The organism is Enterobacter sp. LU1, assembly GCF_008271405.2.
GTDB lineage: Bacteria > Pseudomonadota > Gammaproteobacteria > Enterobacterales > Enterobacteriaceae > Enterobacter > Enterobacter hormaechei_C.
Window position 1 is genome coordinate 2,432,850 of record NZ_CP043438.2, and the last position, 24,836, is coordinate 2,457,685.

A 24,836-nucleotide genomic window follows, 5' to 3' on the forward strand; every position below is an offset into this window, starting at 1 on the left:
GCTGTCCTTAGCTTAAAAAGTGACGCCCATTTTGATACTGAGTTCCGGGTGCTGATCGACATACTTCATATAGCTTTCCGGGCTGGTGGTGAAGGTGACGACCGGGTCGATCAGATCTTCACAATTGAGATAACCGTTCATCAGCAATTCCCAGCAGGTCTCTTCAATACGCTTGCGGCTCCAGCGCGGATAATCCGGGTTGGGTTCACTGCATGCGCGGGAGAAGACAATTTTGGCGTTGTTGAAGTGTGCCTCGCGACCGAGGTTGAAGCCCGCCGCAAACGGTTTGGCGAAGGCCACGTAGGAGATCGTTCCGCCGTAGGCGAGACCGCGCAGCGCAGATTGCAGCGCATCTGCAAATCCGCTGGTTTCGATGATTACATCCGCGCCCTGCTTGCCGGTCAGTTTCTTAATTTCCAGACCGACATCGGTACCGATTGGGTTCAGGCAGTGGTCTGCACCGTGACGGCGGGCGATCTCACAGCGATGTTCGATAGGATCGACACCAATAACCACTGACGCGCCGGCTTTTTTCGCCAGCTGAATCGCAATCTGACCAATCGCGCCCAACCCCACAACCACGACGAAATCCCCTACGCGGACGTTAGCATCACGCACGCCGCTCATGGCGAACTGCGCCGGATCGTAGCAAACGGCGTTTTTCCAGGATGCGCCCTGCGGCATTTTGCGCAGCTTATAGTTGTTCACCGCGTTAACAATGACCGTTTCCTGCAACGGGCCGTAGCAGCAGACGCTGTCGCCGATCTGGTATTCCGTCACGTCCGCACCACATTCGATGATGTCGCCGACGATCATGTTCCCCAGCTGGAATTTACCAAATTCGATGCCGCGCGCTGCACCTTCTTCACGCGGGGTAAACATCTGCCACTCCGCGTTGAACTCTTCATCGATGAACGGGCTTGCCGCGCGGAAATCCACGACTTCAGTACCGTGTTTCGGGGCGCCATAACGGGCACGAATCTTCACCTCGTGTGCTGCAACAGGACGATCTTCGTATTCCACCAGCGCCGCTACACGAGGCGCTGTCGCAACTAATTTTTTCATGACTGACTCCTTGTTAAAATCGGCCGCCTCAGCCCTTCACGCCGCCGGCGGTCAAACCACTTTTAATGAAACGTTCAGACAGGGCATACATAATGACGACCGGAAGTGCCGTGACCAGCGATGCCGCCATCATGCGACCCCAGATGTAATCTGGCGTACTGAAGAGCGTGTTCAGCCCCACCGGCAACGTAAAGTTGCTGGCGCTGGACAGGAAAATGGAGGCGAACAGATAGTCATTCCACGCCACCATGAAGCAGTAGACAAAGACCGACACCAGACCCGAGATCGCCAGCGGCACGGTGATGCGGAAGATGATTTGCAGGCGGTTCAGGCCGTCCATCATCGCGGCTTCTTCGATTTCGTCCGGGATGGTGTCGAAATAGCTGCGCAGCATAAAGACCGCGGTAGGCAACGTCTGCGTGACCATGGTGATGATCAGCGCCAGTTCGGTGTCATAAATGCCGAGCGCGGTGATGATTTTGAACAGCGGCACCACCAGCAGGATCCCGGAGAACATATAGACGGTGTAGAAGCTCGCATTGATCGTAGTGCGCCCTTTAAAGCGCAGTTTGGATAACGCATACGCGCCCAGCGTGCCGAGAAACACCGCAATGACCGAGGAGGTCAGCGACACCACCATGCTGTTACGGAAGTAATCCACAAACGGGAAAATCAGCGGGTTAAAGATGTCGATGTAGTGCTGTAGCGTCCACTCCTGCGGCAGAATGGTCGGGTGCAGCGAGATCGCCTCTTTCGCGCTTTTGAACGACGTCATCAACATCACAAAAAACGGAAACAGCGTGATAATCAGAAATAGCGCCAGTCCCAGATAAAAACTGATACGGCCCAGAACGCGTTTATTTGTTGCCATTGAGGTTTACCCTTTTTCTGGTCAGCAGAATGACAGCGAAGATGATCACAAACAGCACAACGGAAATGGCGGCTGCTTTACCCAGGTCATTGAACGCAAAGGCGGTTTTGTAGAGATATACGCCCAGAATGTCGACCTTGGTGGTGAGCAGATACACATCCGCAAACATGTAGAACATCCAGATGGTTCGCAGCGTGACCACCGTGGCCAGCACCGGCATGATGGCGGGCAACGTCACGATACGAAAACGCTGCCAGGAATTCGCTCCGTCCATCTCTGCCGCTTCGTACAACGATTTATCAATGGTCTGCAAAATCGCGAGGAACGAGATAAAGGCGTACGGGAAGTAACGCCAGATGGCGAACAGCACAACCAGGACAAAACTGCTGCCAGGATTATCGAACCACAGCGGCGCCTGATCGTAGAGATGCAGCAGATCCACGCCCAGGTAGTTCACAATCCCGTAGCCGTTGTTGAACATGTATTTCCAGGCAAATACCAGTGAAATAGACGGCGTCACGTAGGACAGGATCACCAGTGAACGTGCCGTTTTCCGCATGCGGAATTCACGGTTAAAGAAGATCGCTACGGCCAGTCCCAACCCGGTGCTGCCGAGGACGACCAGCGCCGTATACCAGAACGTCATCCACAGGGAGTGCCAGAACGCAGCATCGCCCAGAATGCGAATGTAGTTATCCAGGCCGACAAACACCGCATCAATACGCGGGTTCAGCGGTAAACGTAAAAAACTGATTTCAATGTTGGAAATCATTGGCCAGGCCACCAGGCCCCCCAGCAAAATCAGGCTGGGGGCCAACAGCAGCATGGCGAAAGGCATATCTGAACGACCAGAAAACAACGTCTTCATAATTCCCTTCGCAAAGCGCTCCTATCGTTGTGTTATCAGGTCAGTCAGTTTCTTCTGGCTGTTGCTTAACGTCGCATTGAGATCTTTTTGTCCCACCGTCACGTTATGCACCATGGAACTGATAATGCCGGAGCCGGTAACGTCTCCCATGCGGGTAAAGTTTTTGTCGCCTACGGCGCCAAATACCTGGACGTTCGGGAACTGGGCAATCAGCTCGTAAGGCAGTTGGCCAAAGGCTTTGATCACGTCGTTGTTTTTCCAGCTTTCAGTGCCCACCACGAGTTTGTTTACCGGCAGCGCCGCACCAGGGGACATCATCACCCAGTCAGACGCGTTTTGAGCCTGCTCCATCCAGGTCACAAATTTTTCTGCCGCCTGCGTTTCCTCTTCGGTCTGGCCGGTCGTGATCGTCAACGAGGTGATCATGCCGTACACGGCTGATGATTTTTCCGTCGGGACCACGAACCCCAGGTTGGCCGGATTGCCATCTTTGTAGACCGCGGGCAGGATATAGGTGGAGTAAACGGCCATCGGCGCAGAGCCGTTCATGAAGGCGTCTTTGATCTCCATGACATCATTTGAGCCTGGCATGGTGTTCGCGGCCAGTGCCCGATAAAACGCCAGCGCTTTCGACATTTCAGGGGTATCGATTTTCACGTTGCCGTTTGCATCAAAGACGTTGGCTCCGCCTGACAACGCAAACTGCGAGAAGGCCTGCTCCGTCATGACGCTTTCTGCGGTTGGAAGCGCGATACCGTAATGTTTTTTCGCCGGATCGTTGAGCGCCTGACTGGCTTTCAGCAGTTGCTCCCAGTTGTGCGGTTCTTCGATTCCCGCTGCCCCGAGCGCGTCTTTGTGATACCAGACGCCGGACAGCCACGCGCTAACCGGCACCCCCGTCCATGCCTTGCCGTCTTCGGTGCGAACAACGCGTAAAATACCGTCGTAAAAGGTAGCTTCACCGACGGCTTTAATCGCGTTGCCGATCGCGTCACGGTCCAGCAGTTGCTCTTTATCCATGACTTTGGCGTAGTCATGGCTGACTTCAATCACTTCCGGCAGCGCGCCGGTACGGGCCAACGTAATGACCTTGGTGTTATAGGCATCTTCCTCAACGGGGACCTGTTTCACCGTAATAGTCGGGTTTTCTTTCTCGAATTTTTCGATCAGTTTCGTAATAACTGCCTGACGCTCCTGTTCTACCGACGAGTGCATAAACTCAATGGTGACCTGAGATGCTTTATCGTCCTTACAGCCTGATAACAGGGCGCACGAAACCAGTGCTGATAACAGCACAATTTTGGGCATTTTCATTTTAGGGTCCTTTTTAGTTTTCTTTAATCCACATTACCTGCCATGGATTGAGGGTCAGTTCCGTACCGCTAATATCTTGTCCTGAGAGTAATTCCCTACCAAAGAGCGTTTGTCCATAAACGGTCTGCATTTTATTGCTAAAATTAAATAATGCTGTCATTCGCTCACCATTTTCAGCAACACGAACAATTTTAAGAATATGTTCACCGATTGCGTCAAAAATAGCCTGACTATCCGGATGGAACGCACGCTCGCCGCGACGAATAGCAATAAGCTCACTCAAACGAGAATAAATTTGATAACGAATACTCTTATTATTATTAAGCTCCCGATCAACCTGACCTGCGGTGTATTTCTTCCTGTTTATCGCGCGATTATATCCGAGACGTTCGACACCTTCATAATCGTTACGCGAACCAAGAATGCTTTGAATATATACAGCCGGTACGCCAGGAAAACTTAACAACACAGCATGCGCCAGGATGAACCGCGCAATGCGCTCATCATCTGAGCTGTCTCGCAAACTCAACGCATCAAGATAGGTGACATTAATTTCATAGGGGCTTCGCGTTCCGTCAGGATTATTTTTCCAGTTGACCAGCGCGCCTTCCTGCTGAAGCTTTTCGACCAGCGAGAGGATCTCTGATTCCGGAAGGATGCCGCGTAACGGGTTCAATCCGATACCATCATGTGAAGCCAGGAAATTAAACCAGGTGGTGTAAGTTGAAGGCAGCGCCAGCGAGCCCGCCCACCGGCACAGGGCTTTAACATCCTGACGATGAACGGCGTGCAGCACCAGCGGTGGTAAGGAAAACTGATAGACCATCTGGGCTTCATTTTCACCATCACCGAAGTAAGAGATATTGTCTTTGTGGGGAACATTTGTCTCAGTGATGATCACCGTTCCAGGCGCCACGGCGTCCGTAATGGTGCGGAACAGCTGGATAAGGCAATGGGTTTGTTCCAGATGAATACAGGTGGTTCCCGGGATCTTCCACATAAACCCGACCGCATCCAGACGGATATAACGCGCCCCTTCCATAAGGTAATGGAGCAGAACGTCAACCATGGCAATCAGCACCTGCGGCGAGGCGAAATTGAGATCGATCTGGTCATCGCTGAATGTGGTCCACAGATGACGAACGCTGCCATCATTAAGCGTAAACGGCGTCAGCAGCGGTAATGCGCGGGGACGCGTCACCGCCGATAAATCGGTTTCGGGATCGACAGAAATAAAGAAATCTTCGTAGCCCGGCTTCTGCGCCAGATAATTAGCAAACCATTCGCTTTTCGCTGACATATGGTTGCAAACGAAGTCAAACATTAAGCTGGCAGACTGTTTTAATTCCGCGACATCTCGCCAGGTTCCGGTTTCAGGTGCAACTTCGTGATAATCAATAACGGAAAATCCATCATCCGACGACCACGGATAAAACGGTAACAGATGGACATGAGAAAACGTGCGAGAAAGCCATTCATTATAGAAACGGGTAAATACCGGCAACGCTTTCTCCCCTTTCGCGGAGAACTGATCGGCATAGGTAATCAGCACAACGTCTTTTTCATCCCAGCCTGACTTACGCTTTTCCGTAATATTAACCGCCGCCTTTTCAAGCTTAGTTAATAACACGTTAAGGTGTGCATCTGAAAATGATTCACCGTAAATATGATTGATAAGTTTTTTAATTTTTGCGTTCACATTATTTTCCATGGTAGCGGTCCCACGGATTGGCAATCTACTCCCATGTAAAATATCTGTCAACGGACCCGGGGGCAGAAAGCGGCAATCTCAGCGCAGCGCAACGCATTATTGTGAGCTGCCGCAAAGAAAGCAGAAAAGCAGAAGAAACGCAGAAGGGAAAGTCATGCCCCTTCTCTGGGCGAGAAAGGGCGTATGCGGGAGGAACTAGCGTGACAGGTAGCGCCGGGAAACGCGTTTTGCCAGCTTCTGTAACAGCGGCTCCAGAGCGACCGCCAGCATCATTCTGACCGGCTTGCGGGCAACAGACTTGATCGCCCAACCCGCCACACCGGCCGGGCCATAACGTAACGCCGTCATCAGAACCAGTTTACCTGCGATTTTCAGGCCGGGTTTTACCTTCTGACCGGCCTGTTGCCAGTTTTGTTTCATGTAAGTTCTCTCTTAAAGCTGACGAAAACGACTTCTCAGCGTAAAGGTATCGGAGGTGACATAACGTTCCATCTCGCGCAATCGCTTCTCCCCTGCGCTCAGCTGTTCATCCACCGCGTTCAGGAGATCGCTGCTGGTTGGCGTGTTCTCCGCATCCAGCTCACCTTCCGGCATAGGATCGAGTACAAACGACAGAATGATGTATGCCACCAGTGTAATAAAGGCCAGGCCGAAGAAAATCGACAATACCGTGACCACACGCACCAGTTTTACCGGAACATCCAGATAGTGCGCCAGCCCGGCGCAAACACCCCGAACCATGCCCTGCTGTGGGATCCGCCACAGTTTTTTATTCAGATTCAGTCCAGCCATTACCGTTCCCTCCAGTTCGGGTGTTCCGCGTCCAGGATCGCTTCCAGCGCCTGAATACGTTCGCGCATTTTATTTGCCTCGGCAGAGAGCTGCGCCAGCCGCTGTTGTTCACTCTGCGACAGCTCACCGCGTGAACAGCGGTTGCTGTAGTGCAGCCATAACCAGATGGGCAGAACAAACAGCACGAAAATGGTCAGGGGTATAGCCAGAAAAAGCGCGCTCATGTGTACTCCTTGTCTTACGATGCGGCACGCTCAGGTGCCGCAGGAATTATTATTGGTTGTCTTGTTTCATTTTGGCTTTCAGCGCAGCCAGTTGCTCGCTAATTTCATCATCGGCCTTCAGGTCAGCAAACTGCTGATCGAGGGTTTTCTGTTTACCGATGCTGTGGCTTTCGGCTTCCGCTTCCATATGGTCGATACGGCGTTCAAACGATTCGAAACGCGCCATTGCTTCATCCAGCTTGCCACTGTCCAGCTGGCGACGCACGTCGCGGGACGAGCTTGCAGCCTGGTGGCGCAGCGCCAGCGCCTGTTGACGCGCCCGGGTTTCGCTGAGTTTGTTTTCAAGCTCACCAATCTCTTTCTTCATACGCGCCAGAGTATCATCCACCAGCGTCACTTCGTGTTCCAGCGTGGCAACCATGTCGGTCAGCTTCTGCTTCTCAATCAGCGCAGCGCGAGCCAGATCTTCTTTATCTTTACGCAGCGCCAGTTCCGCTTTTTCCTGCCATTCGTTAAGCTGGGCAGTTGCCTGCTCGATACGACGCGTTAACTGCTTTTTCTCTGCCAGCGCGCGGGCGGAGGTGGAGCGTACTTCAACCAGCGTGTCTTCCATCTCCTGAATCATCAGGCGCACCAGCTTCTGCGGATCTTCCGCTTTCTCCAGCAGCGAGTTGATGTTGGCGTTCACGATGTCGGCAAAACGAGAAAAAATACCCATAATTCAATCCTCATAGTTCTGTTATCGGGCGATGCCCTGCTGAGTAGTTAATACAAATCCCATGCCAACTTTTTATCTTATTGATTTTACTGAGTGTGATTGATATTTATCCAGCCAGCGGCTATTCTCACCTGGTGAATATCACTAAGGAGTGGTTAATTTCATCATGGCTGAATATAAAGATAATTTGCTTGGCGAGGCCAACAGCTTCCTGGAAGTGCTTGAACAGGTATCGCGCCTCGCGCCGCTGAATAAACCGGTGCTGATTATCGGTGAGCGCGGAACGGGTAAAGAACTTATCGCTAACCGCCTGCACTTTCTTTCTGGCCGCTGGGACGGCCCTTTTATTTCGCTTAACTGCGCGGCGCTGAATGAAAACCTGCTCGACACCGAGCTGTTTGGTCATGAAGCTGGCGCCTTCACCGGCGCACAAAAACGCCATCCCGGACGCTTTGAGCGCGCCGATGGCGGAACGCTCTTTCTCGACGAGCTGGCGACCGCGCCGATGCTGGTGCAGGAAAAGCTGCTGCGCGTCATTGAGTACGGTGAACTGGAACGCGTTGGCGGCAGTCAGCCACTCCAGGTCAACGTTCGCCTGGTGTGCGCCACCAACGCCGACCTGCCCGCGATGGTGGCTGAGGACAAATTCCGCGCCGACCTGCTGGACAGGCTGGCTTTCGATGTTGTACAGCTGCCGCCGCTGCGGGAGCGGCGCAGCGATATCATGCTGCTGGCCGATCAATTTGCCATTCAGATGTGCCGGGAACTGGGTCTGCCTCTCTTTCCGGGCTTCAGCGAACGGGCCACCGGGACCCTGCTCGGTTACCACTGGCCGGGCAATATTCGTGAACTGAAAAACGTGGTGGAACGGTCCGTTTACCGGCATGGCAGCAGCGAGACCGAACTGGACAACATTATTCTCGATCCTTTTCGGCGCGAGGAGAAACAGCTCCCTGCTCCGGCGACGCGCCAGCAGGCTCCGGCGTTGCCGCTCGATTTACGCCAGTTCCAGCATCAGCAGGAGCAACAGCTGCTTGAGCAGAGCCTGAAAGAGGCGAAATATAATCAGAAACGGGCAGCTGAACTGCTGGGCCTGACCTACCATCAGTTAAGGGCATTGCTCAAAAAACATCAAATGCGCTGACATTATCAGCACTTACCCCCAGACATTTTTACGAAGCAGGCGTAAGTGCGATACACTTTGCAGATCGAATCTAAAAACCTTAAAAACTATGCGCCTGGTTTTATCGTCCCTGTTTGCACTCGGTTTGTTCAGCAATCTGGCCTTTGCTGCGCCCGATCGCGCTGTGCCTCCTGATATCCGTGATAGTGGTTTCGTCTACTGCGTCAGCGGTCAAGTTGATATTTTTAATCCGCAAAAAGCGGGGAGTGGCCTGATTGTCGATACGCTGGCCGCACAGCTCTACGATCGCCTGCTCGACGTCGATCCTTATACCTATCGGCTGGTTCCGGAGCTTGCTGAAAGTTGGGAAGTGCTTGATAACGGCGCCACATACCGCTTTCGTCTACGCGATGATGTCGCATTTCAGCACACCCCGTGGTTTACCCCAACCCGTAAGCTCAACGCGGATGACGTGGTTTTCACCTTCCAGCGCATATTCAACCGCAATCATCCGTGGCATAACGTTAATGGCGGGAACTTCCCCTATTTCGACAGTCTGCAATTCGCGGACTCGGTCAAAAGCGTTCGCAAACTGGATAACCGTACGGTTGAGTTTCGTCTGAATCGCCCGGATGCCTCCTTCCTCTGGCATCTGGCGACGCACTACGCCTCGGTCATGTCAGCCGAATACGCGGATCAGCTGACGAAAAAGGATCGTCAGGAACGTCTCGATCGTGAGCCTGTAGGCACCGGTCCGTTCCAGTTAGCAGAGTACCGCGCCGGACAATACATTCGCCTGCAACGCCACGATCGTTTCTGGCGCGGCAAGCCGCTGATGCCGCAGGTTATTGTTGATCTGGGTTCAGGTGGAACAGGCCGACTCTCCAAACTGCTGACCGGCGAGTGCGATGTGCTTGCCTGGCCTGCGGCCAGCCAGTTGACCATTTTGCGCGACGACCCACGCCTGCGCCTGACCCTGCGCCCGGGCATGAACATCGCTTATCTGGCGTTTAACACCGATAAGCCGCCGCTGAATAATCCGGCCGTGCGCCATGCGCTGGCGTTAGCGATCAACAACCAGCGTCTGATGCAGTCGATTTACTACGGTACCGCGGAAACCGCCGCCTCTATTCTTCCGCGCGCCTCCTGGGCCTATGACGGCGAGGCGAAGATTACGGAATATAATCCGGCGAAAGCGCGAGAACAGCTTAAAGCGCTGGGGGCAGAAAACCTGACGCTACAGCTGTGGGTGCCCACCAGCTCTCAGGCGTGGAACCCCAGCCCGCTAAAAACGGCGGAGCTGTTGCAGGCTGATATGGCGCAGGTGGGCGTTAAGGTGATCATCGTGCCTGTCGAAGGCCGTTTCCAGGAGGCGCGTCTGATGGACATGAATCACGACTTAACGCTGGCTGGCTGGTCCACCGACAGTAACGACCCGGACAGCTTCTTCCGTCCGCTGCTGAGCTGTGCGGCAATCAACTCCCAGACCAACTACGCCCACTGGTGTAACCGGGAATTTGATGCCGTGCTGCAAAAAGCGCTGGCGTCTCAACAGCTTGCCTCACGCATTGAGGCCTACGATGAAGCGCAAAATATTCTGGCCAGAGAACTTCCCGTGTTGCCGCTTGCCTCTTCCCTGCGCCTCCAGGCCTACCGTTACGATATTAAAGGGCTGGTACTCAGCCCGTTTGGTAACGCCTCCTTCGCGGGCGTGACCCGTGAGAAAGAACAAGAGGTGAAGAAACCATGATTATATTTACCTTGCGTCGGCTACTGTTACTGCTGGTGACCCTGTTCTTCCTGACCTTTGTCGGCTTTAGCCTGAGCTACTTTACGCCGCACGCCCCGCTTCAGGGCTCATCTCTCTGGGACGCCTGGCTGTTCTGGTTTAATGGCCTGCTGCACTGGGATTTTGGCGTGTCCAGCATCAACGGACAGCTCATCTCCGAACAGCTGAAAGTGGTTTTCCCGGCCACCATGGAGCTGTGTATACTCGCCTTTGGCTTTGCCCTCATGGTGGGGATCCCGGTGGGAATGCTGGCGGGAATTTATCGTAATAAATGGCAGGATAAATTTATTAGCGCGCTTGCCTTAATTGGCTTTTCCATCCCTGTTTTCTGGCTGGCGCTGCTGCTTACCCTCTTCTTCTCACTGACGTTAGGCTGGCTGCCGGTATCTGGCCGTTTTGACCTGCTGTATAACGTGCAAACGGTTAGCGGCTTCGCCATCGTTGACGCCTGGCTTTCTGATTCAGTCTGGCGCGACGAAATGATCGTGAGTGCGCTGCGCCACATGGTGCTGCCGGTGCTTACGCTGGCCGTCGCGCCGACGACCGAGGTGATCCGCCTGATGCGCATCAGCACTATCGACGTCTTCGATCAAAACTATGTGAAAGCCGCCGCCACGCGCGGACTGTCTCGCCTGACGATTTTACGTCGCCATGTGCTGCACAATGCGTTGCCCCCCGTAATCCCACGTCTTGGGCTGCAATTCTCAACCATGCTGACGCTGGCGATGATCACCGAGATGGTTTTCAGCTGGCCGGGCCTTGGGCGCTGGATGATCAATGCCATTCGCCAGCAGGATTATGCGGCGATCTCCGCCGGCGTGATGGTGATTGGCTCGCTGGTCATTATTGTTAACGTTATTTCCGATATTTTGGGTGCCATGGCCAACCCATTGAAGCATAAGGAATGGTATGCCTTACGATAACGTCTACAGCGAAAAGCGCACGCCCGGTGCGCTACGCACCGTGTGGCGTAATTTTTACGGCGACACCACGGCGATGATCGGCTTTTACGGCTGCATTGGCCTCGTGTTGCTGTGCGTTTTGGGTTCGTGGTTTGCACCGTATGGCATCGATCAGCAGTTCCTGGGTTATCAGCTTTTACCGCCGTCGTGGTCGCGTTACGGGGAGGTTTCGTTCTTCCTGGGGACTGACGATCTCGGACGCGACGTGCTAAGTCGTTTGCTGAGCGGCACCGCACCGACGGTGGGCGGCGCGTTCGTGGTCACCCTGGCTGCCGCGATCTGCGGCCTGGCGCTGGGCATTTTTGCCGGCTCAACCCACGGGCTGCGGTCGGCCGTGCTTAACCATATTCTTGATACCCTGCTCTCTATTCCTTCGCTGCTGCTGGCGATTATCGTCGTGGCCTTCGCGGGGCCGCACCTCACCCATGCGATGTTCGCCGTCTGGCTGGCCATTCTGCCGCGCATGGTGCGCTCGGTTTACAGCCTGGTTCACGACGAGCTGGAGAAAGAGTATGTCGTTGCCGCCCGCCTGGATGGCGCCACCACGTTTAATATTTTGTGGTTTGCCGTGCTGCCTAACATTGCTGCCGGGCTGGTGACGGAGATCACCCGCGCCCTGTCGATGGCGATTCTGGATATCGCAGCGCTGGGCTTCCTGGACCTTGGCGCGCAGCTCCCCTCCCCGGAATGGGGCGCCATGCTTGGCGATGCGCTGGAGCTGATTTACGTTGCGCCGTGGACGGTCATGCTGCCGGGCGCGGCCATCATGGTGAGCGTGCTGCTCGTTAACCTGCTGGGCGACGGGATCCGCCGCGCAATCAATGCGGGGGTGCAATAATGCCGTTACTCGATATCCGCAACCTCACGATAGAAATTAAAACGGGCGAAGGCTGGGTCAAGGCCGTGGATCGCATCAGTATTACGCTTGCAGAGGGCGAAATCCGCGGGCTGGTGGGCGAATCGGGTTCGGGGAAAAGTCTGATCGCCAAGGCCATTTGCGGCGTGGCGAAGGACAACTGGCGGGTGACCGCCGACCGTATGCGCTTCGACGACATCGATTTGTTGCGTCTCTCCCCGCGCGAACGCCGTAAACTGGTGGGCCATAACGTCTCGATGATTTTCCAGGAGCCGCAATCCTGTCTCGATCCGTCCGAGCGCGTCGGGAAACAGCTGATGCAGAACATCCCCGGGTGGACCTATAAAGGCCGCTGGTGGCAGCGTTTCGGCTGGCGTAAACGCCGTGCCATTGAGCTGTTGCACCGTGTCGGGATCAAAGACCATAAAGACGCGATGCGCAGTTTCCCCTACGAACTGACCGACGGTGAATGCCAGAAAGTGATGATTGCCATCGCCCTGGCGAATCAGCCGCGTCTGCTGATTGCGGACGAACCAACGAACGCGATGGAGCCAACCACCCTGGCCCAGATTTTCCGCCTGCTCACGCGTCTGAACCAGAATAACAACACCACCATTTTGCTGATCAGCCACGACCTGCAAATGCTGAGCAAATGGGCGGATAAAATTGATGTAATGTATTGCGGCCAGACGGTAGAAACCGCGCCAAGCGAAGACCTGGTGACGACGCCGCATCATCCCTACACGCAGGCGCTGATCAGGGCGATCCCGGACTTTGGCAGCGCGATGCCGCACAAAAGCCGGCTGAATACACTGCCTGGCGCGATACCGCTGCTGGAATCGCTGCCCATTGGCTGCCGTCTGGGTCCGCGTTGCCCGTATGCTCAGCGCAAATGCATCGAAACACCGCGCCTGACAGGGCCGAAAAATCATCTGTTTGCCTGTCATTTCCCGCTGAACATGGAGAGAGAGTGAAATGGTCGAAACCTTACTGGAAGTACGTAACCTGAGTAAGACCTTTCGCTATCGCACCGGCCTGTTTCACCGTCAGACCGTCGAGGCTGTTAAACCGCTGAGCTTTACGCTGCGCGAAAAGCAGACGCTGGCGATTATCGGTGAAAACGGCTCGGGCAAATCGACCCTGGCAAAAATGCTCGCGGGTATGGTCGAGCCGAGCGGCGGTGAAATACTGATTGACGATCATCCTCTGGAATTTGGGGACTACTCTTTTCGCAGTCAGCGCATCCGGATGATTTTTCAGGATCCGTCGACGTCCCTGAACCCGCGCCAGCGTATTTCCCAGATCCTGGATTTCCCGCTGCGGTTGAATACCGACCTGGAGCCGGAAGCGCGTCGCAAACGGATTGTCGAAACCCTGCGTCTGGTAGGCCTCCTGCCCGACCATGTCAGCTATTACCCACACATGCTGGCCCCGGGCCAAAAACAGCGTCTCGGTCTGGCCCGCGCGCTGATCCTGCGCCCGAAGGTCATCATCGCCGACGAAGCGCTGGCGTCGCTGGATATGTCGATGCGTTCGCAGCTCATTAACCTGATGCTGGAGTTACAGGAAAAGCAGGGGATCTCGTATATCTACGTGACTCAGCACCTGGGCATGATGAAGCACATCAGCGATCAGGTGCTGGTAATGCACCAGGGAGAAGTTGTTGAGCGCGGCAGTACCGCTGACGTGCTGGCCTCCCCGCTCCACGATCTGACAAAACGCCTGATTGCCGGCCACTTTGGTGAAGCGTTGACGGCGGACGCGTGGCGTAAAGATCGTTAGCCGCTGCGTAACCCGCTTGCCAGCAGAGTAAACACCTCTATGGCATGCGGGAGGGTCTTCTGCGGTTCTTCACTCGCGGCAATCAGCAGAGCCGCATTCAGCGCGGCGCCATTCAGCAGATGGGCTGCGACTCTGGCATCCATCTTTTTGATTACGTTGCACTCCATCATTTTTTCGATGGTCTGACGGGTCGACTCAAGGCAGCTGTTCTGGCTGGGCCATTGCGCCGGGTCGCCCAGAACAGCCGGGCCGTCAAGGAGGACGATACGCTGAACTTCCGGAACGAGCGCCATTTTGATATAGGCGATGCCCTCAGCCAGCAGTCGCTCCCAGTCATCTTCGGCGGCGGCGGCCATCGCTTTTGCGTTTGCTGCCATTTCGCTGTCTATCTGCGCGACCACCTCCGCCAGTAGTCCCTTCTTGTCGTTGAAATTATGATATAGCGCTCCGCGTGTTAACCCCACGCTTGCCGTGAGCTCATCCATTGACGCTGCGGCATAGCCTTTTTCTGCAAATGCCTTCCGCGCCGCCTGAATCATTTTCTCGCGATTTTCCTGAGCCGTTTCAGCGCGACGTTTTGTAGCCATGGGACTTCCTTAATTAAGCGATAACTTTAATTTGACATACGCGGCGTATGTGAATTACATTTTTGACATACATCGCGTATGTTACTTCTACCGCGTAAGCACAACAATACCTCTGTCAGAAAAGGAAAAGCCATGCCTTCACGTGATCCCGTCTTCCCGGCTAACCGACATGCCCTCTATGAAAAGCATGGCTATTCAGCTGCAATCCGCTCTGGCGATCTGTTATTTGTTTCCGGTCAGGTTGGCAGCCGCAGCGATGGCACACCTGAACCCGACTTCCCCGCTCAGGTGCAGCTGGCGTTCGATAATTTACGGGCGACCCTGGCAGCCGCGGGATGTACTTTTGACGATCTGATTGATGTCACGACGTTTCATACCGATCCTGAAAACCAGTTCCCCGTTATCATGGAGGCGAAAAAACTGGCATTTCCGCACGCTCCTTACCCAAACTGGACAGCAATAGGCGTTAACTGGCTTGCGGGTTTTGATTTCGAAATTAAGGTTATCGCCAGGATCCCTACGCCCGCGAATTAACATAAGGCTGCAAACTGATTTACCGTTAAGCTATCACTGACGCACAAATGAAAGACAGCATCAGTAACTATATTCTCTCCTGGGTAGAAGAAAATAACTTTACTATTTTACACATTGATGATTTGGTTGCAGATATTGGATACAGCAGAAGAACCATCGAAACATGGTTTAAAGAGAAGTATCGGCTCTCTTTAGGTGAGTATATTCTCCGAAGGAGGTTAAGCCGTGCCGCCATTATGCTGAGAATGACGTCGATTCCGGTGACGGATATTGCGTATTTATTCCATTACCAGAGCAGCCAGGGATTTTCCAGAGCCTTTAAAAAAATGATGGGGCTGACACCCTCTGAGTACAGATGTGCCAGAGGGTGGAATTTTGACATCTTACAGCCCTCTTTTTTATTAAGCGAACTGGAAACGCCTGAGCTAGAGGTCTGCTATCTGAATGAAACGTTTGTCTATACACATGAAATTATCGAGCACGATCATCTTTTTGATACCTCGGTGCATGATATTACTCAAAAAATCAAAAAGCTCCTGACAGAAAACCGCCATGATATCGATAGAATTATTCTGATGCCCCGCCGACCCGAGTTAGGCAAAAGCCGATCGTATCTGGTCGAGGTATTAATATCGTACGCTTTACAAAGCGACACGGTGAAAAATAAAAAATTCTGCGCTGTGTGTGGGAGATACGCAAGAATGCCCTTTAGCGATAGCTGGGAAAGCTACAGCGCGTTTAACAAGATTGGCTTCGTTAAGGCGATGGTAAATAAACGCCTGACGTTGCGTGACGGTATTTACCTGATGAAAATTAATGCGTACAGCGATGAGCGTGTCGATTTTGATGTTTTCATCCCCATCCTGTGACCTCAGCTGCATTCCGCCTGTCTGATAACGATTCTGTTTTTACCGTTGTGCTTAGCCTCATATAACGCCTCGTCCACGTCACGCATAATATCATTGCTGTTGACGTTATTCTGAATGGCTGAGCACACGCCGATACTTAATGTGACCTTTTCAGGGAGAGCATAATGGTAGCCCGGCCCGGTGCGCTGTTGAACGTTCTGGCGAATACGCTCCGCGACGGCAATAGCCTGCTTACCGTCGGTATCCGGCAGCAGAAGACCAAACTCCTCGCCTCCCAGTCGGGCAAAGATGTCGTTATCGCGAATGCTGTCTTTGATAATATCCACGACCGCCAGAATCACGCGATCCCCCACAAGATGGCCCCAGTTATCGTTTATCGACTTAAAGTTGTCGATGTCCAGCATCATAATGCTGGCCCCCTTTTCTGTCCTGAGCGAGCGGACCCGCGGAAGTGCCTCGTAAAAATATTTACGGTTGTAGATCTGAGTAAGCGGATCGCGATCAACCCGATCGCCGAAAATTTTCAACAGGTTAAAGACGTGGAACATTAAGGTACAAATCACAAATAATTTGCTGAGAACCTCTACTGCCCGGCTGATATACCAGAGCGACAGATTGTAGGTATCAAGCAGTAAGAGGAAAAAATTGTAAACGATGGCGGAAAGGCAGACCACAATTATACTGTTCCAGATCCCGGACGCCAGGCGTGTCACTGAAATCATATAACAAAGTAAAACCGACCAGAGCAGGATCAGAACGTTTACGTACCTGATATCCCAGACAGGATGATGATGTTCATCTTCGTATGCTGCAATCGTTAATGTCCAGGCCGGATGGTAGCTGCTGAGATAATGGGCCAGCATCGGAAACATAACCAGTGACATCATTAATGCTAACGTCATGCTGATCTTATTTCGGAATCTGAGCGTAGATCGTATCGTGATTTTCTCCACACGGACCGCCAGCGCCAGTAATACGATAAAGCTCAGCTGCCGGAAAAAATAGAATACCGCCGTATCGTTGGTTTTTGCCGCCTGGGTAAAACCAGCATGCTCCGGAAGCTGAATAACAATGATCGTCTCAATAAAATAAACCAGCCCACTAAGAAATGCCAGGCTCAGAATGAATAATGAAAAACGCGTTCGGTCGGAGGCATACAGCATCTGGATAAAAATAAAGATAATGGTATCCAGAAAGAACAGCGCAATCATGACGATCAAATAGGTGGTCATAGGCACCCTGAAACCAGGATTATCATTCACGCAAAAGGAGTTCACCGCGATCATTAGTGCGAAAAGCACCGCACCTGACAGCATGATCAGTTTTTCGGCCAACGTAATATTTTTCATCTTCCTTCTTACCGCACACAGATAAAGACGCAAAATGGCATAGCCGTTATCAACCCTCGCGCAATTTTAAAGCGTTTAAAGGGCTAAACGGATCATTTTGCGCAAAAGGCGCTGGACACATCAGCATGAGGGCGGCGTCACGGTGCCCGCTGGTTGGATGAGGCGAACCCCGCGTGCGGTGATATACTGCTGGGATACACACGAAACAGCCTGATGAAGAGTCAGTTCAACCTCTTCCGTGAGCCCATTCACGGCGCAGGAGCGAGAAATATCGTGACACAAGGGGCTGTGAGTGGGCTATAATTTCGAGCTAATTTCGAATGATTTTGAAATACTGCCTGTAACGCTATGAATTACAAGGCAAAATAAGCAATGAATATAAGGATTAAAGCTATGGGTTTTCTTTCCGGTAAGCGCATTCTGGTGACTGGCGTTGCCAGCAAACTGTCCATCGCATACGGCATCGCACAGGCAATGCATCGCGAAGGCGCTGAGCTGGCGTTCACCTACCAGAACGACAAGCTGAAAGGCCGTGTTGAAGAATTTGCCGCGCAGCTGGGTTCCAGCATTGTTCTGGAATGTGACGTTGCACAAGACGAAAGCATTGATGGCATGTTTGCTGAACTGGCAAAAGCATGGCCGAAATTCGACGGTTTTGTTCACTCCATCGGCTTCGCTCCTGGCGACCAGCTGGACGGCGACTACGTGAACGCGGTTACCCGTGATGGCTTCAAAATCGCCCACGACATCAGCTCCTACAGCTTCGTTGCAATGGCAAAATCCTGCCGCGCGATGCTGAACCCGGGCGCAGCCCTGCTGACTCTGTCCTACCTCGGCGCAGAACGTGCTATCCCTAACTACAACGTTATGGGTCTGGCGAAAGCGTCTCTGGAAGCCAACGTGCGCTACATGGCGAACGCGATGGGTCCTGAAGGCGTGCGTGTTAACGCTATTTCTGCGGGTCCAATCCGTACCCTGGCCGCTTCCGGTATCAAAGATTTCCGTAAAATGCTGGCACACTGCGAAGCGGTTACCCCGATTCGTCGTACCGTTACCATCGAAGATGTGGGTAACTCTGCGGCATTCCTGTGCTCTGACCTTTCCGCGGGCATCTCCGGCGAAGTGGTTCACGTTGACGGCGGCTTCAACATCGCTGCAATGAACGAGCTGGAAATCAAATAAGCTTGTCACTCTCTTCCCGCCAGGGAAGAGAGTTTCCTCCCGCCCCGCCCCTCGTTATTCCGTTCAGCTATTTGTTATCACCTAACAATATTTTTCCGCTCATCCGCCTTACGCCAGGATATTGATCGCCATTTTGAGATCAAGGAACGCCCATGGAACAACGCCGTTTTTCCGGCAAAGGCCACTGGTATCATGAAACCCAGTCGAATCATTCGCAGACGGACGTTCTGCCGCTGGTGCCCGAAGCCGCTAACGTCGACGACCGTTTTTTGCTCGATCTAGCCCTGCCCGATGACATTCTCGCAAGCTGTGCTGGTTGGCTTACGCCTGCCCGAACCCTCTGTCATCTTTTGTTCCCACTTGATACTCCCGTGAACCGTCTGCATACGCTCAGCGCCTACGACAGGCTGAGCACGGCATTAACGGTTGCCCAGGCGTGTGGCGTTCAGCGGCTCTGTAACCACTACGCTGCTCTGCTCGCCCCTCTTCCAGGGCCGGACTCCTCCCGGGAAAGCAATCGACGCCTTGCAGAAATTACCCAGTATGCCCGCCAGTTAGCCAGCTCACCCGATGTCATCGATGATAAAGCCCAAAACCAGCTTGATGAGGTTGGACTCACAACGTATGACATTGTGCTCATCAACCAGATCATCGGCTTTGTCGGTTTTCAGGCGCGAGTGGTCGCGGTATTTCAGGCATTGCTTGGCCATCCGGTACGCTGGCTGCCCGGGCACCACATTCAGCCCCATACGCTGCCGCTCAGCTTCAGCAGATGGACCGCCACGCTACCCGTGGTTGAGCTAAAATATGCCAGTGCGCTTCAGCTTGAGGCGCTCTCACGCTGGCAGGCGGAACCGGCGCTTGAAGCGCTCACCCCTGTACTGTGCCATGAGCCGATGCTGCTTGATCTGACGGGCGAAATTCTGCTTAACCATCCGCGAAGTGAAGGTCCCGCCTCTTCGATGCTCTCAGCCGCTCGTGCGCTGCTTGTCGCCTCTCCGGATCGCTTTAGCGCCGCCCAGTTAACGCCCCTGACCGGGTCAGGTCTCTCGCCAGAGAAGGCCATCAACCTGCTTACGCGAGATGCATTTTATGGCTGGCTGGACCGTCTGCGCGTGGCGCTCGGTAAAGAGGAATAACCATACTCTTTACCTAAAGAGCGCTTGCTGTAGCAGTGAGATTCGCGTAAAACTGTCAGCCGCTCAATGGCTACGAAAATAGAACATTATGTTTCAGGACAACCCGCTGCTAGCGCAGCTTAAACAGCAACTGCATTCCCAGACGCCGCGTGCAGAAGGGGTCGTAAAAGCCACGGAAAAGGGCTTTGGCTTTCTTGAAGTTGACGGGCAGAAGAGCTACTTCATTCCGCCTCCTCAGATGAAGAAAGTGATGCATGGCGACCGCATTTCGGCCGTTATTCATACCGAAAAGGAACGAGAGTCTGCCGAGCCGGAAGCACTGATCGAACCTTTCCTGACCCGCTTTGTCGGGAAAGTGCATAAAAAAGACGATCGTCTTTCTGTCGTGCCGGACCATCCTCTCCTGAAAGATGCTATTCCGTGCCGCGCCGCGCGTGGCGTTGAGCATGATTTTGTTGAGGGTGACTGGGCGGTTGCTGAGATGCGCCGTCATCCTTTAAAAGGCGATCGCGGTTTTTACGCCGAGCTTACTCAATACATTACCTTCGGCGACGACCATTTCGTCCCATGGTGGGTGACGCTGGCGCGCCACAACCTCGAAAAAGAAGCGCCTGAGGGCGTGGCGACTGAAATGCAGAACGAAGGTCTGGAACGTCGCGATCTGACGGCGCTGGACTTTGTCACCATTGACAGCGCCAGCACCGAGGATATGGACGATGCGTTGTATGCCGAAGATACAGCCGATGGCAAACTGCATCTGACCGTCGCCATTGCCGACCCTACCGCATGGATTGTCGAAGGCAGCAAGCTGGACGAGATGGCCAAAGTGCGCTCGTTCACCAACTACCTGCCGGGCTTTAACATTCCGATGCTGCCGCGTGAACTCTCCGACGATCTTTGCTCGCTGCGTGCGCATGAAGTGCGTCCGGTGCTGGCCTGTCGGATGACCATTGCGGCTGATGGTACCATTGAAGAAGATATTGAATTCTTCGCCGCCACCATCGAATCCAAAGCCAAGCTGGCCTATGACGACGTGTCCGACTGGCTGGAGAACACGGGTAGCTGGAAACCTGAGTCCGACAACATTGCCGCACAAATTCGTCTGCTGCACCGCGTCTGCCTGAGCCGCAGCGAATGGCGTCAAACTCACGCGCTGGTCTTCAAAGATCGTCCGGACTACCGTTTTGTGCTGGGTGAAAAAGGTGAAGTGCTGAATATTGTCGCTGAGCCGCGCCGTATTGCCAACCGCATCGTTGAAGAAGCGATGATATCCGCCAACATTTGTGCCGCCCGCGTGCTGCGCGACAAATTAGGCTTTGGCATTTACAACGTGCACACCGGGTTTGATCCGGCGAACACCGAAGCGCTGGCTGCCCTGCTGAAAACCCATGACGTACACGTCGATCCTGAGGAAGTGCTGACCCTGCAAGGTTTCTGCAAACTGCGCCGCGAGCTGGACGCGCAGCCTTCAGGGTTCCTTGACAGCCGTATTCGCCGCTTCCAGTCCTTTGCGGAAATCAGCACCGAGCCAGGCCCGCACTTCGGCCTTGGCCTTGAGGCTTACGCGACCTGGACCTCCCCGATCCGTAAGTACGGCGATATGGTTAACCATCGTCTGCTGAAAGCGATCATCAAAGGGGAATCTGTTGCCCGCCCACAGGATGATACGACGTTGCAGATGGCAGAACGTCGCCGTCTCAACCGTATGGCGGAGCGTGATGTCGGCGACTGGTTATACGCGCGCTTCCTGAATGATAAGGCAGGGACTGACACCCGTTTCCCGGCTGAAATCATTGACATCAGCCGCGGCGGTATGCGCGTTCGTCTGGTGGATAATGGCGCCGTTGCCTTTATTCCTGCCCCGTTCCTGCATGCCGTTCGCGACGAACTGGTTTGTAGCCAGGAAAACGGGACCGTGCAAATTAAAGGCGAAACGGTTTACAAGGTCACTGACGTGATTGATGTCACCATCGCTGAAGTGCGCATGGAAACCCGCAGTATTATCGCGCGCCCTGTCGCCTGATAACCGCGTAAACTTCCGGCCGTTCCGTTAAGGGGTGGCCGGGAGTTCTCTTCTGTATTATCTCCCGCAAAATCATCGTTTTTTCTCACACTTTTCTGTTTCCCATCGCCACATTTCGCCAGAATTATCTACAGTAAAAGAGAGCCGTCATTGTCGACTGCAAATGAATAATTTGTGCGCTACTCAGCAGCCGCGGGAGAAAACGTGATGGACGATCTGGAGCAGAATTTGCTGTTTCGTTACATGGGTACGCATAGCCCCTGGTGGCGACTGACAGCAGACAGCAATGCTCTGCATCTTGCTGCCAGTGAAAGCGCTGACATCATTCAGGTGGTGGCGCTGGATGATGAGCAGGCCGCGCTGATCCGCCAGCTCACCGTGATAACCTCCAGCATTGCCATGACCCTGCCCTTGTACGGTGTGGACGTTCCCGTTCATCTTGTCGGCCGTAAAATTAACAAAAATGAGTGGGCAGGAACGGCATCAGCCTGGAACGATACTCCTTCCGTGGCGCGGGACCTGGCGCAGGGGCTCTCCTTCGCCGAACAGGTAGTGTCCGAGGCTAACTCCGTGATTGTGATCCTCGACCAGAACGGGAATATTCAGCGCTTCAACCGTTTAAGTGAAGAATATACGGGCCTGAAGGAACAGGAAGTTATCGGGCAAAACGTGTTCAAACTGTTTATGAGCCGTAGCGAAGCCGCGGCCTCCAAACGCAACATCACCGGTTTTTTTCGTAACGGCAGCTCGTACGAAGTTGAACGCTGGATCAAGACCCGCAAAGGGCAGCGCCTGTTTCTCTTCAGAAATAAATTTGTTCACAGCGGCAGCGGGAAAAATGAAATTTTCCTCATCTGTTCAGGTACCGATATAACCGAAGAGCGTCGGGCCCAGGAGCGCCTGCGCGTACTCGCCAATACGGATACGATTACCGGTTTGCCTAACCGAAACGCCATCCATGAGCTGATCTCTGATGCCATCACCGCTCGGGGTGACACCCAGGTAGGCGTGGTTTATCTCGATCTGGATAACTTTAAAAAAGTGAATGATGCCTATGGGCATATGTTTGGCGACCAGCTGCTACAGGCCGTTGCGCTGGCGATCCTGAGCTGCCTGGACGAAGGACAAACCCTGGCGCGCCTGGGTGGGGATGAGTTTATCGTGCTGGCCACCGATACCTCGCAGGGCGCGCTGGAAGCCATGGCATCGCGCATACTGACCCGACTTCGTCAGCCTTTCCGCATCGGGCTGATAGAGGTTTACACCGGCTGCTCGCTGGGCATCGCGCTTGCGCCCCAGCACGGTAACGATCGCGAAAGCGTCATTCGTAATGCCGACACCGCCATGTACACCGCCAAAGAAAATGGCCGGGGCAAATTCTGCGTCTTCTCGCCAGAGATGAACCAGCGCGTATTTGAATACCTGTGGCTGGATACCAACCTGCGTAAAGCGCTGGATAACGATCAGCTGTTAATCCACTACCAGCCCAAAATAACCTGGCGCGGCGAAGTCAGAAGTCTGGAGGCGCTGGTGCGCTGGCAGTCCCCAGAGCGTGGCCTGATCCCGCCGATGGAGTTTATCTCCTATGCTGAGGAGTCAGGGCTGATTGTGCCCCTGGGCCGCTGGGTTATGCTTGATGTGGTGCGCCAGGTGGCGAAATGGCGCGACAAGGGGATCAACCTTCGCGTCGCGGTCAACGTCTCCGCCCGTCAGCTGGCGGACCAGACCATCTTCAGCGACCTGAAGCAGGCGCTGAAAGACCTGAGTTTTGAATACTGCCCGATTGACGTGGAATTGACCGAAAGCTGTCTCATTGAAAATGAAGAGCTGGCCCTGTCAGTGATCCAGCAATTTAGCCGCCTGGGAGCGCAAATTCACCTGGATGACTTTGGTACGGGGTACTCTTCCCTGTCGCAGCTGGCGCGCTTCCCTATCGATGCCATTAAGCTTGACCAGGCTTTCGTGCGGGACATCCATAAGCAGTCCATTTCACAGTCGCTGGTGCGTGCGATAGTCGCCGTGGCGCAGGCGTTAAATTTGCAGGTCATTGCTGAAGGGGTGGAAAGTGCAAAAGAAGACGCCTTTCTGACGAAGAATGGCGTCAACGAACGGCAGGGTTATCTTTTTGCTAAGCCCATGCCCGCTGCCGCATTCGAGCGATGGCTAAAGCGCTATCAGGCCAGAAATGTCCGTTAGCTGGCTTTGCGTAAGCCCGTCGCCTGATGGCGATTTTGCAGCATAACCAGCCGCTCCATGTAGGCGATATCCTTCGGTTCAAGGCAGAAGGCGGCATCAACCCAATCCTCAGTAATGTCCATCAGCTCGCTTCGCGGAAGTGGCAGCACGCGCGTACGCGCACGCAGCATGGCCCTTACGCCGTTGAGCTTCGGCTGTAGCGTGTCGATAAACGTCCGCACCGAAACATAGCTCTGTAACGGCTCGAATAAGAGATCCACAAGACCATACTGCTCATACCATTCCGCCGTATGCGTCTCACCTTTGTAGATTAGCGCCTCCGCCATTTTCATTCCGGCACGACGCGCCACCAGTGAATAGCCGCCCATGCCCGGGAACAGATTGAACGCGATTTCCGGAAAGCCTAATCGGGCATCGCGCTGGGCCAGAATGAAATGATGCGCCAGCGCGGCTTCAAACCCGCCCCCTAACGCGCTTCCTTCCACCATAGCCAGCGTGACAGCACCGGTATCAAACCCTCGCGAGGCGGCATGAACGCAGTCCACACAGGCCCGGGCATAGGCGCGTAACGCTTCGCGTCGATTGTTTTTGATGCACTCAACGAAGAACTGTAAATCACCGCCGGTATTGTAGATGTCGGGGACCAGCGATCCGGTGACCCAAAAATCAACGACAAATCCGGACTGTCGAACCAGCCAGGAGAGATTCATGATCTCCTCGATCAGCGCATGATTGAAGCAAGGCCGTGGCGTGGCACGTAACATCATCCACACCGTACGCCGTTCGGCCTCATAATAAGCCGCCAGTTGAGTGAATCGTTCAGCATCAGTAAACAATGTGCAGGTTGTCTGGTTGATAACTGTCATAGTCGAATTCCTCTTA

General features: G+C 53.8%; 24 protein-coding genes. 12 read left to right on the forward strand and 12 right to left on the reverse strand.

The features are described from left to right. Positions 1-12 precede the first annotated feature (12 nt). The 9 genes from FZF21_RS11720 to pspA all read right to left on the reverse strand — a co-directional run bounded on the left by FZF21_RS11720 (position 13) and on the right by pspA (position 7,563). The gene (locus tag FZF21_RS11720; RefSeq protein WP_015570403.1) at positions 13-1,065 is read right to left on the reverse strand and encodes a zinc-binding alcohol dehydrogenase; all 1,053 of its coding nucleotides are present in this window, start codon (positions 1,063-1,065) and stop codon (positions 13-15) included. Positions 1,066-1,093: 28 nt separating this feature from the next. Then, a complete protein-coding gene (locus tag FZF21_RS11725) occupies positions 1,094-1,936 on the reverse strand; it encodes a carbohydrate ABC transporter permease (RefSeq protein WP_149121313.1) in 843 nt (280 codons plus the stop codon). After that, complete coding sequence (locus FZF21_RS11730; protein WP_063859205.1) at positions 1,923-2,804, reverse strand: sugar ABC transporter permease; 882 nt, start codon at positions 2,802-2,804, stop codon at positions 1,923-1,925. The genes FZF21_RS11725 and FZF21_RS11730 overlap by 14 nt, the downstream gene beginning before the upstream one ends. Positions 2,805-2,825: 21 nt before the next feature. Then, positions 2,826-4,118 (reverse strand): ABC transporter substrate-binding protein, encoded by a 1,293-nt coding sequence (locus FZF21_RS11735; RefSeq protein ID WP_149121312.1) that lies wholly within the window; start codon positions 4,116-4,118, stop codon positions 2,826-2,828. Between the two features lie 13 nt (positions 4,119-4,131). Continuing rightward, positions 4,132-5,829, reverse strand: coding sequence for a sugar phosphorylase (locus tag FZF21_RS11740; protein ID WP_062937816.1), 1,698 nt, complete (start codon positions 5,827-5,829; stop codon positions 4,132-4,134). Positions 5,830-6,024: 195 nt separating this feature from the next. After that, positions 6,025-6,249, reverse strand: coding sequence for a phage shock protein PspD (pspD, locus tag FZF21_RS11745; protein WP_003856857.1), 225 nt, complete (start codon positions 6,247-6,249; stop codon positions 6,025-6,027). Between the two features lie 12 nt (positions 6,250-6,261). Then, positions 6,262-6,621 (reverse strand): envelope stress response membrane protein PspC, encoded by a 360-nt coding sequence (pspC, locus tag FZF21_RS11750; RefSeq protein WP_006810819.1) that lies wholly within the window; start codon positions 6,619-6,621, stop codon positions 6,262-6,264. Continuing rightward, positions 6,621-6,845 carry an envelope stress response membrane protein PspB gene (pspB, locus tag FZF21_RS11755; RefSeq protein WP_047735473.1) on the reverse strand — a complete coding sequence of 75 codons (225 nt, stop codon included), beginning with the start codon at positions 6,843-6,845 and terminating at the stop codon, positions 6,621-6,623. The genes pspC and pspB overlap by 1 nt, the downstream gene beginning before the upstream one ends. Before the next feature lie 49 nt (positions 6,846-6,894). Then, positions 6,895-7,563: a phage shock protein PspA gene (pspA, locus tag FZF21_RS11760; protein ID WP_015570399.1), complete on the reverse strand. Its 669-nt coding sequence runs from the start codon at positions 7,561-7,563 to the stop codon at positions 6,895-6,897. Between the two features lie 151 nt (positions 7,564-7,714). Here pspA and pspF point away from each other — a divergent pair, with 151 nt between their 5' ends. The 6 genes from pspF (at position 7,715) to sapF (ending at position 14,075) form a co-directional block, all read left to right on the forward strand. Further along, positions 7,715-8,707, forward strand: coding sequence for a phage shock protein operon transcriptional activator (gene pspF / locus FZF21_RS11765; protein WP_165602362.1), 993 nt, complete (start codon positions 7,715-7,717; stop codon positions 8,705-8,707). An 88-nt stretch (positions 8,708-8,795) separates the two neighbouring features. Beyond that, a complete protein-coding gene (gene sapA / locus FZF21_RS11770; RefSeq protein ID WP_017383082.1) occupies positions 8,796-10,436 on the forward strand; it encodes an ABC transporter substrate-binding protein SapA in 1,641 nt (546 codons plus the stop codon). Beyond that, on the forward strand, positions 10,433-11,398 hold the full coding sequence (gene sapB, locus FZF21_RS11775) for a putrescine export ABC transporter permease SapB (protein WP_017383081.1): 966 nt from the start codon (positions 10,433-10,435) through the stop codon (positions 11,396-11,398). The genes sapA and sapB overlap by 4 nt, the downstream gene beginning before the upstream one ends. Continuing rightward, positions 11,385-12,275, forward strand: a complete 891-nt coding sequence (sapC, locus tag FZF21_RS11780) for a putrescine export ABC transporter permease SapC (RefSeq protein ID WP_149121311.1) — start codon at positions 11,385-11,387, stop codon at positions 12,273-12,275. The genes sapB and sapC overlap by 14 nt, the downstream gene beginning before the upstream one ends. Next, positions 12,275-13,267, forward strand: a complete 993-nt coding sequence (sapD, locus tag FZF21_RS11785; protein WP_149121310.1) for a putrescine export ABC transporter ATP-binding protein SapD — start codon at positions 12,275-12,277, stop codon at positions 13,265-13,267. The genes sapC and sapD overlap by 1 nt, the downstream gene beginning before the upstream one ends. A gap of 1 nt (position 13,268) precedes the next feature. Then, entirely contained in the window at positions 13,269-14,075 is an 807-nt protein-coding gene (gene sapF, locus FZF21_RS11790) for a putrescine export ABC transporter ATP-binding protein SapF (protein WP_003856838.1), read from the forward strand. On the opposite strand, the gene FZF21_RS11795 is transcribed toward sapF, so the two are convergent. Beyond that, the gene (locus tag FZF21_RS11795) at positions 14,072-14,662 is read right to left on the reverse strand and encodes a TetR/AcrR family transcriptional regulator (RefSeq protein WP_063945898.1); all 591 of its coding nucleotides are present in this window, start codon (positions 14,660-14,662) and stop codon (positions 14,072-14,074) included. The two genes, sapF and FZF21_RS11795, sit on opposite strands and share 4 nt — an antisense overlap. A gap of 132 nt (positions 14,663-14,794) precedes the next feature. Here FZF21_RS11795 and FZF21_RS11800 point away from each other — a divergent pair, with 132 nt between their 5' ends. Together FZF21_RS11800 and FZF21_RS11805 are read left to right on the forward strand one after the other, a co-directional pair. Beyond that, positions 14,795-15,196, forward strand: a complete 402-nt coding sequence (locus FZF21_RS11800; RefSeq protein ID WP_063945899.1) for a RidA family protein — start codon at positions 14,795-14,797, stop codon at positions 15,194-15,196. 47 nt (positions 15,197-15,243) lie between these two features. Then, positions 15,244-16,065 (forward strand): helix-turn-helix transcriptional regulator, encoded by an 822-nt coding sequence (locus FZF21_RS11805; protein ID WP_149121309.1) that lies wholly within the window; start codon positions 15,244-15,246, stop codon positions 16,063-16,065. 2 nt (positions 16,066-16,067) lie between these two features. On the opposite strand, the gene FZF21_RS11810 is transcribed toward FZF21_RS11805, so the two are convergent. Beyond that, positions 16,068-17,297: a GGDEF domain-containing protein gene (locus tag FZF21_RS11810; protein ID WP_244323617.1), complete on the reverse strand. Its 1,230-nt coding sequence runs from the start codon at positions 17,295-17,297 to the stop codon at positions 16,068-16,070. A 510-nt stretch (positions 17,298-17,807) separates the two neighbouring features. Between FZF21_RS11810 and fabI the strand changes: the two genes are divergently transcribed. The 4 genes from fabI to pdeR all read left to right on the forward strand — a co-directional run bounded on the left by fabI (position 17,808) and on the right by pdeR (position 23,954). Next, positions 17,808-18,596, forward strand: coding sequence for an enoyl-ACP reductase FabI (gene fabI, locus FZF21_RS11815; protein ID WP_003856831.1), 789 nt, complete (start codon positions 17,808-17,810; stop codon positions 18,594-18,596). A gap of 152 nt (positions 18,597-18,748) precedes the next feature. Then, on the forward strand, positions 18,749-19,735 hold the full coding sequence (locus FZF21_RS11820) for an oxidoreductase (RefSeq protein ID WP_045335014.1): 987 nt from the start codon (positions 18,749-18,751) through the stop codon (positions 19,733-19,735). An 88-nt stretch (positions 19,736-19,823) separates the two neighbouring features. Further along, a complete protein-coding gene (locus FZF21_RS11825) occupies positions 19,824-21,758 on the forward strand; it encodes an exoribonuclease II (RefSeq protein WP_023303832.1) in 1,935 nt (644 codons plus the stop codon). Between the two features lie 204 nt (positions 21,759-21,962). Continuing rightward, positions 21,963-23,954 (forward strand): cyclic di-GMP phosphodiesterase, encoded by a 1,992-nt coding sequence (gene pdeR / locus FZF21_RS11830; protein WP_032103394.1) that lies wholly within the window; start codon positions 21,963-21,965, stop codon positions 23,952-23,954. Here the strand turns inward: pdeR and FZF21_RS11835 are convergent. Continuing rightward, on the reverse strand, positions 23,951-24,820 hold the full coding sequence (locus tag FZF21_RS11835) for a crotonase/enoyl-CoA hydratase family protein (RefSeq protein WP_017384209.1): 870 nt from the start codon (positions 24,818-24,820) through the stop codon (positions 23,951-23,953). The two genes, pdeR and FZF21_RS11835, sit on opposite strands and share 4 nt — an antisense overlap. Between the last annotated feature and the right edge of the window lie 16 nt (positions 24,821-24,836).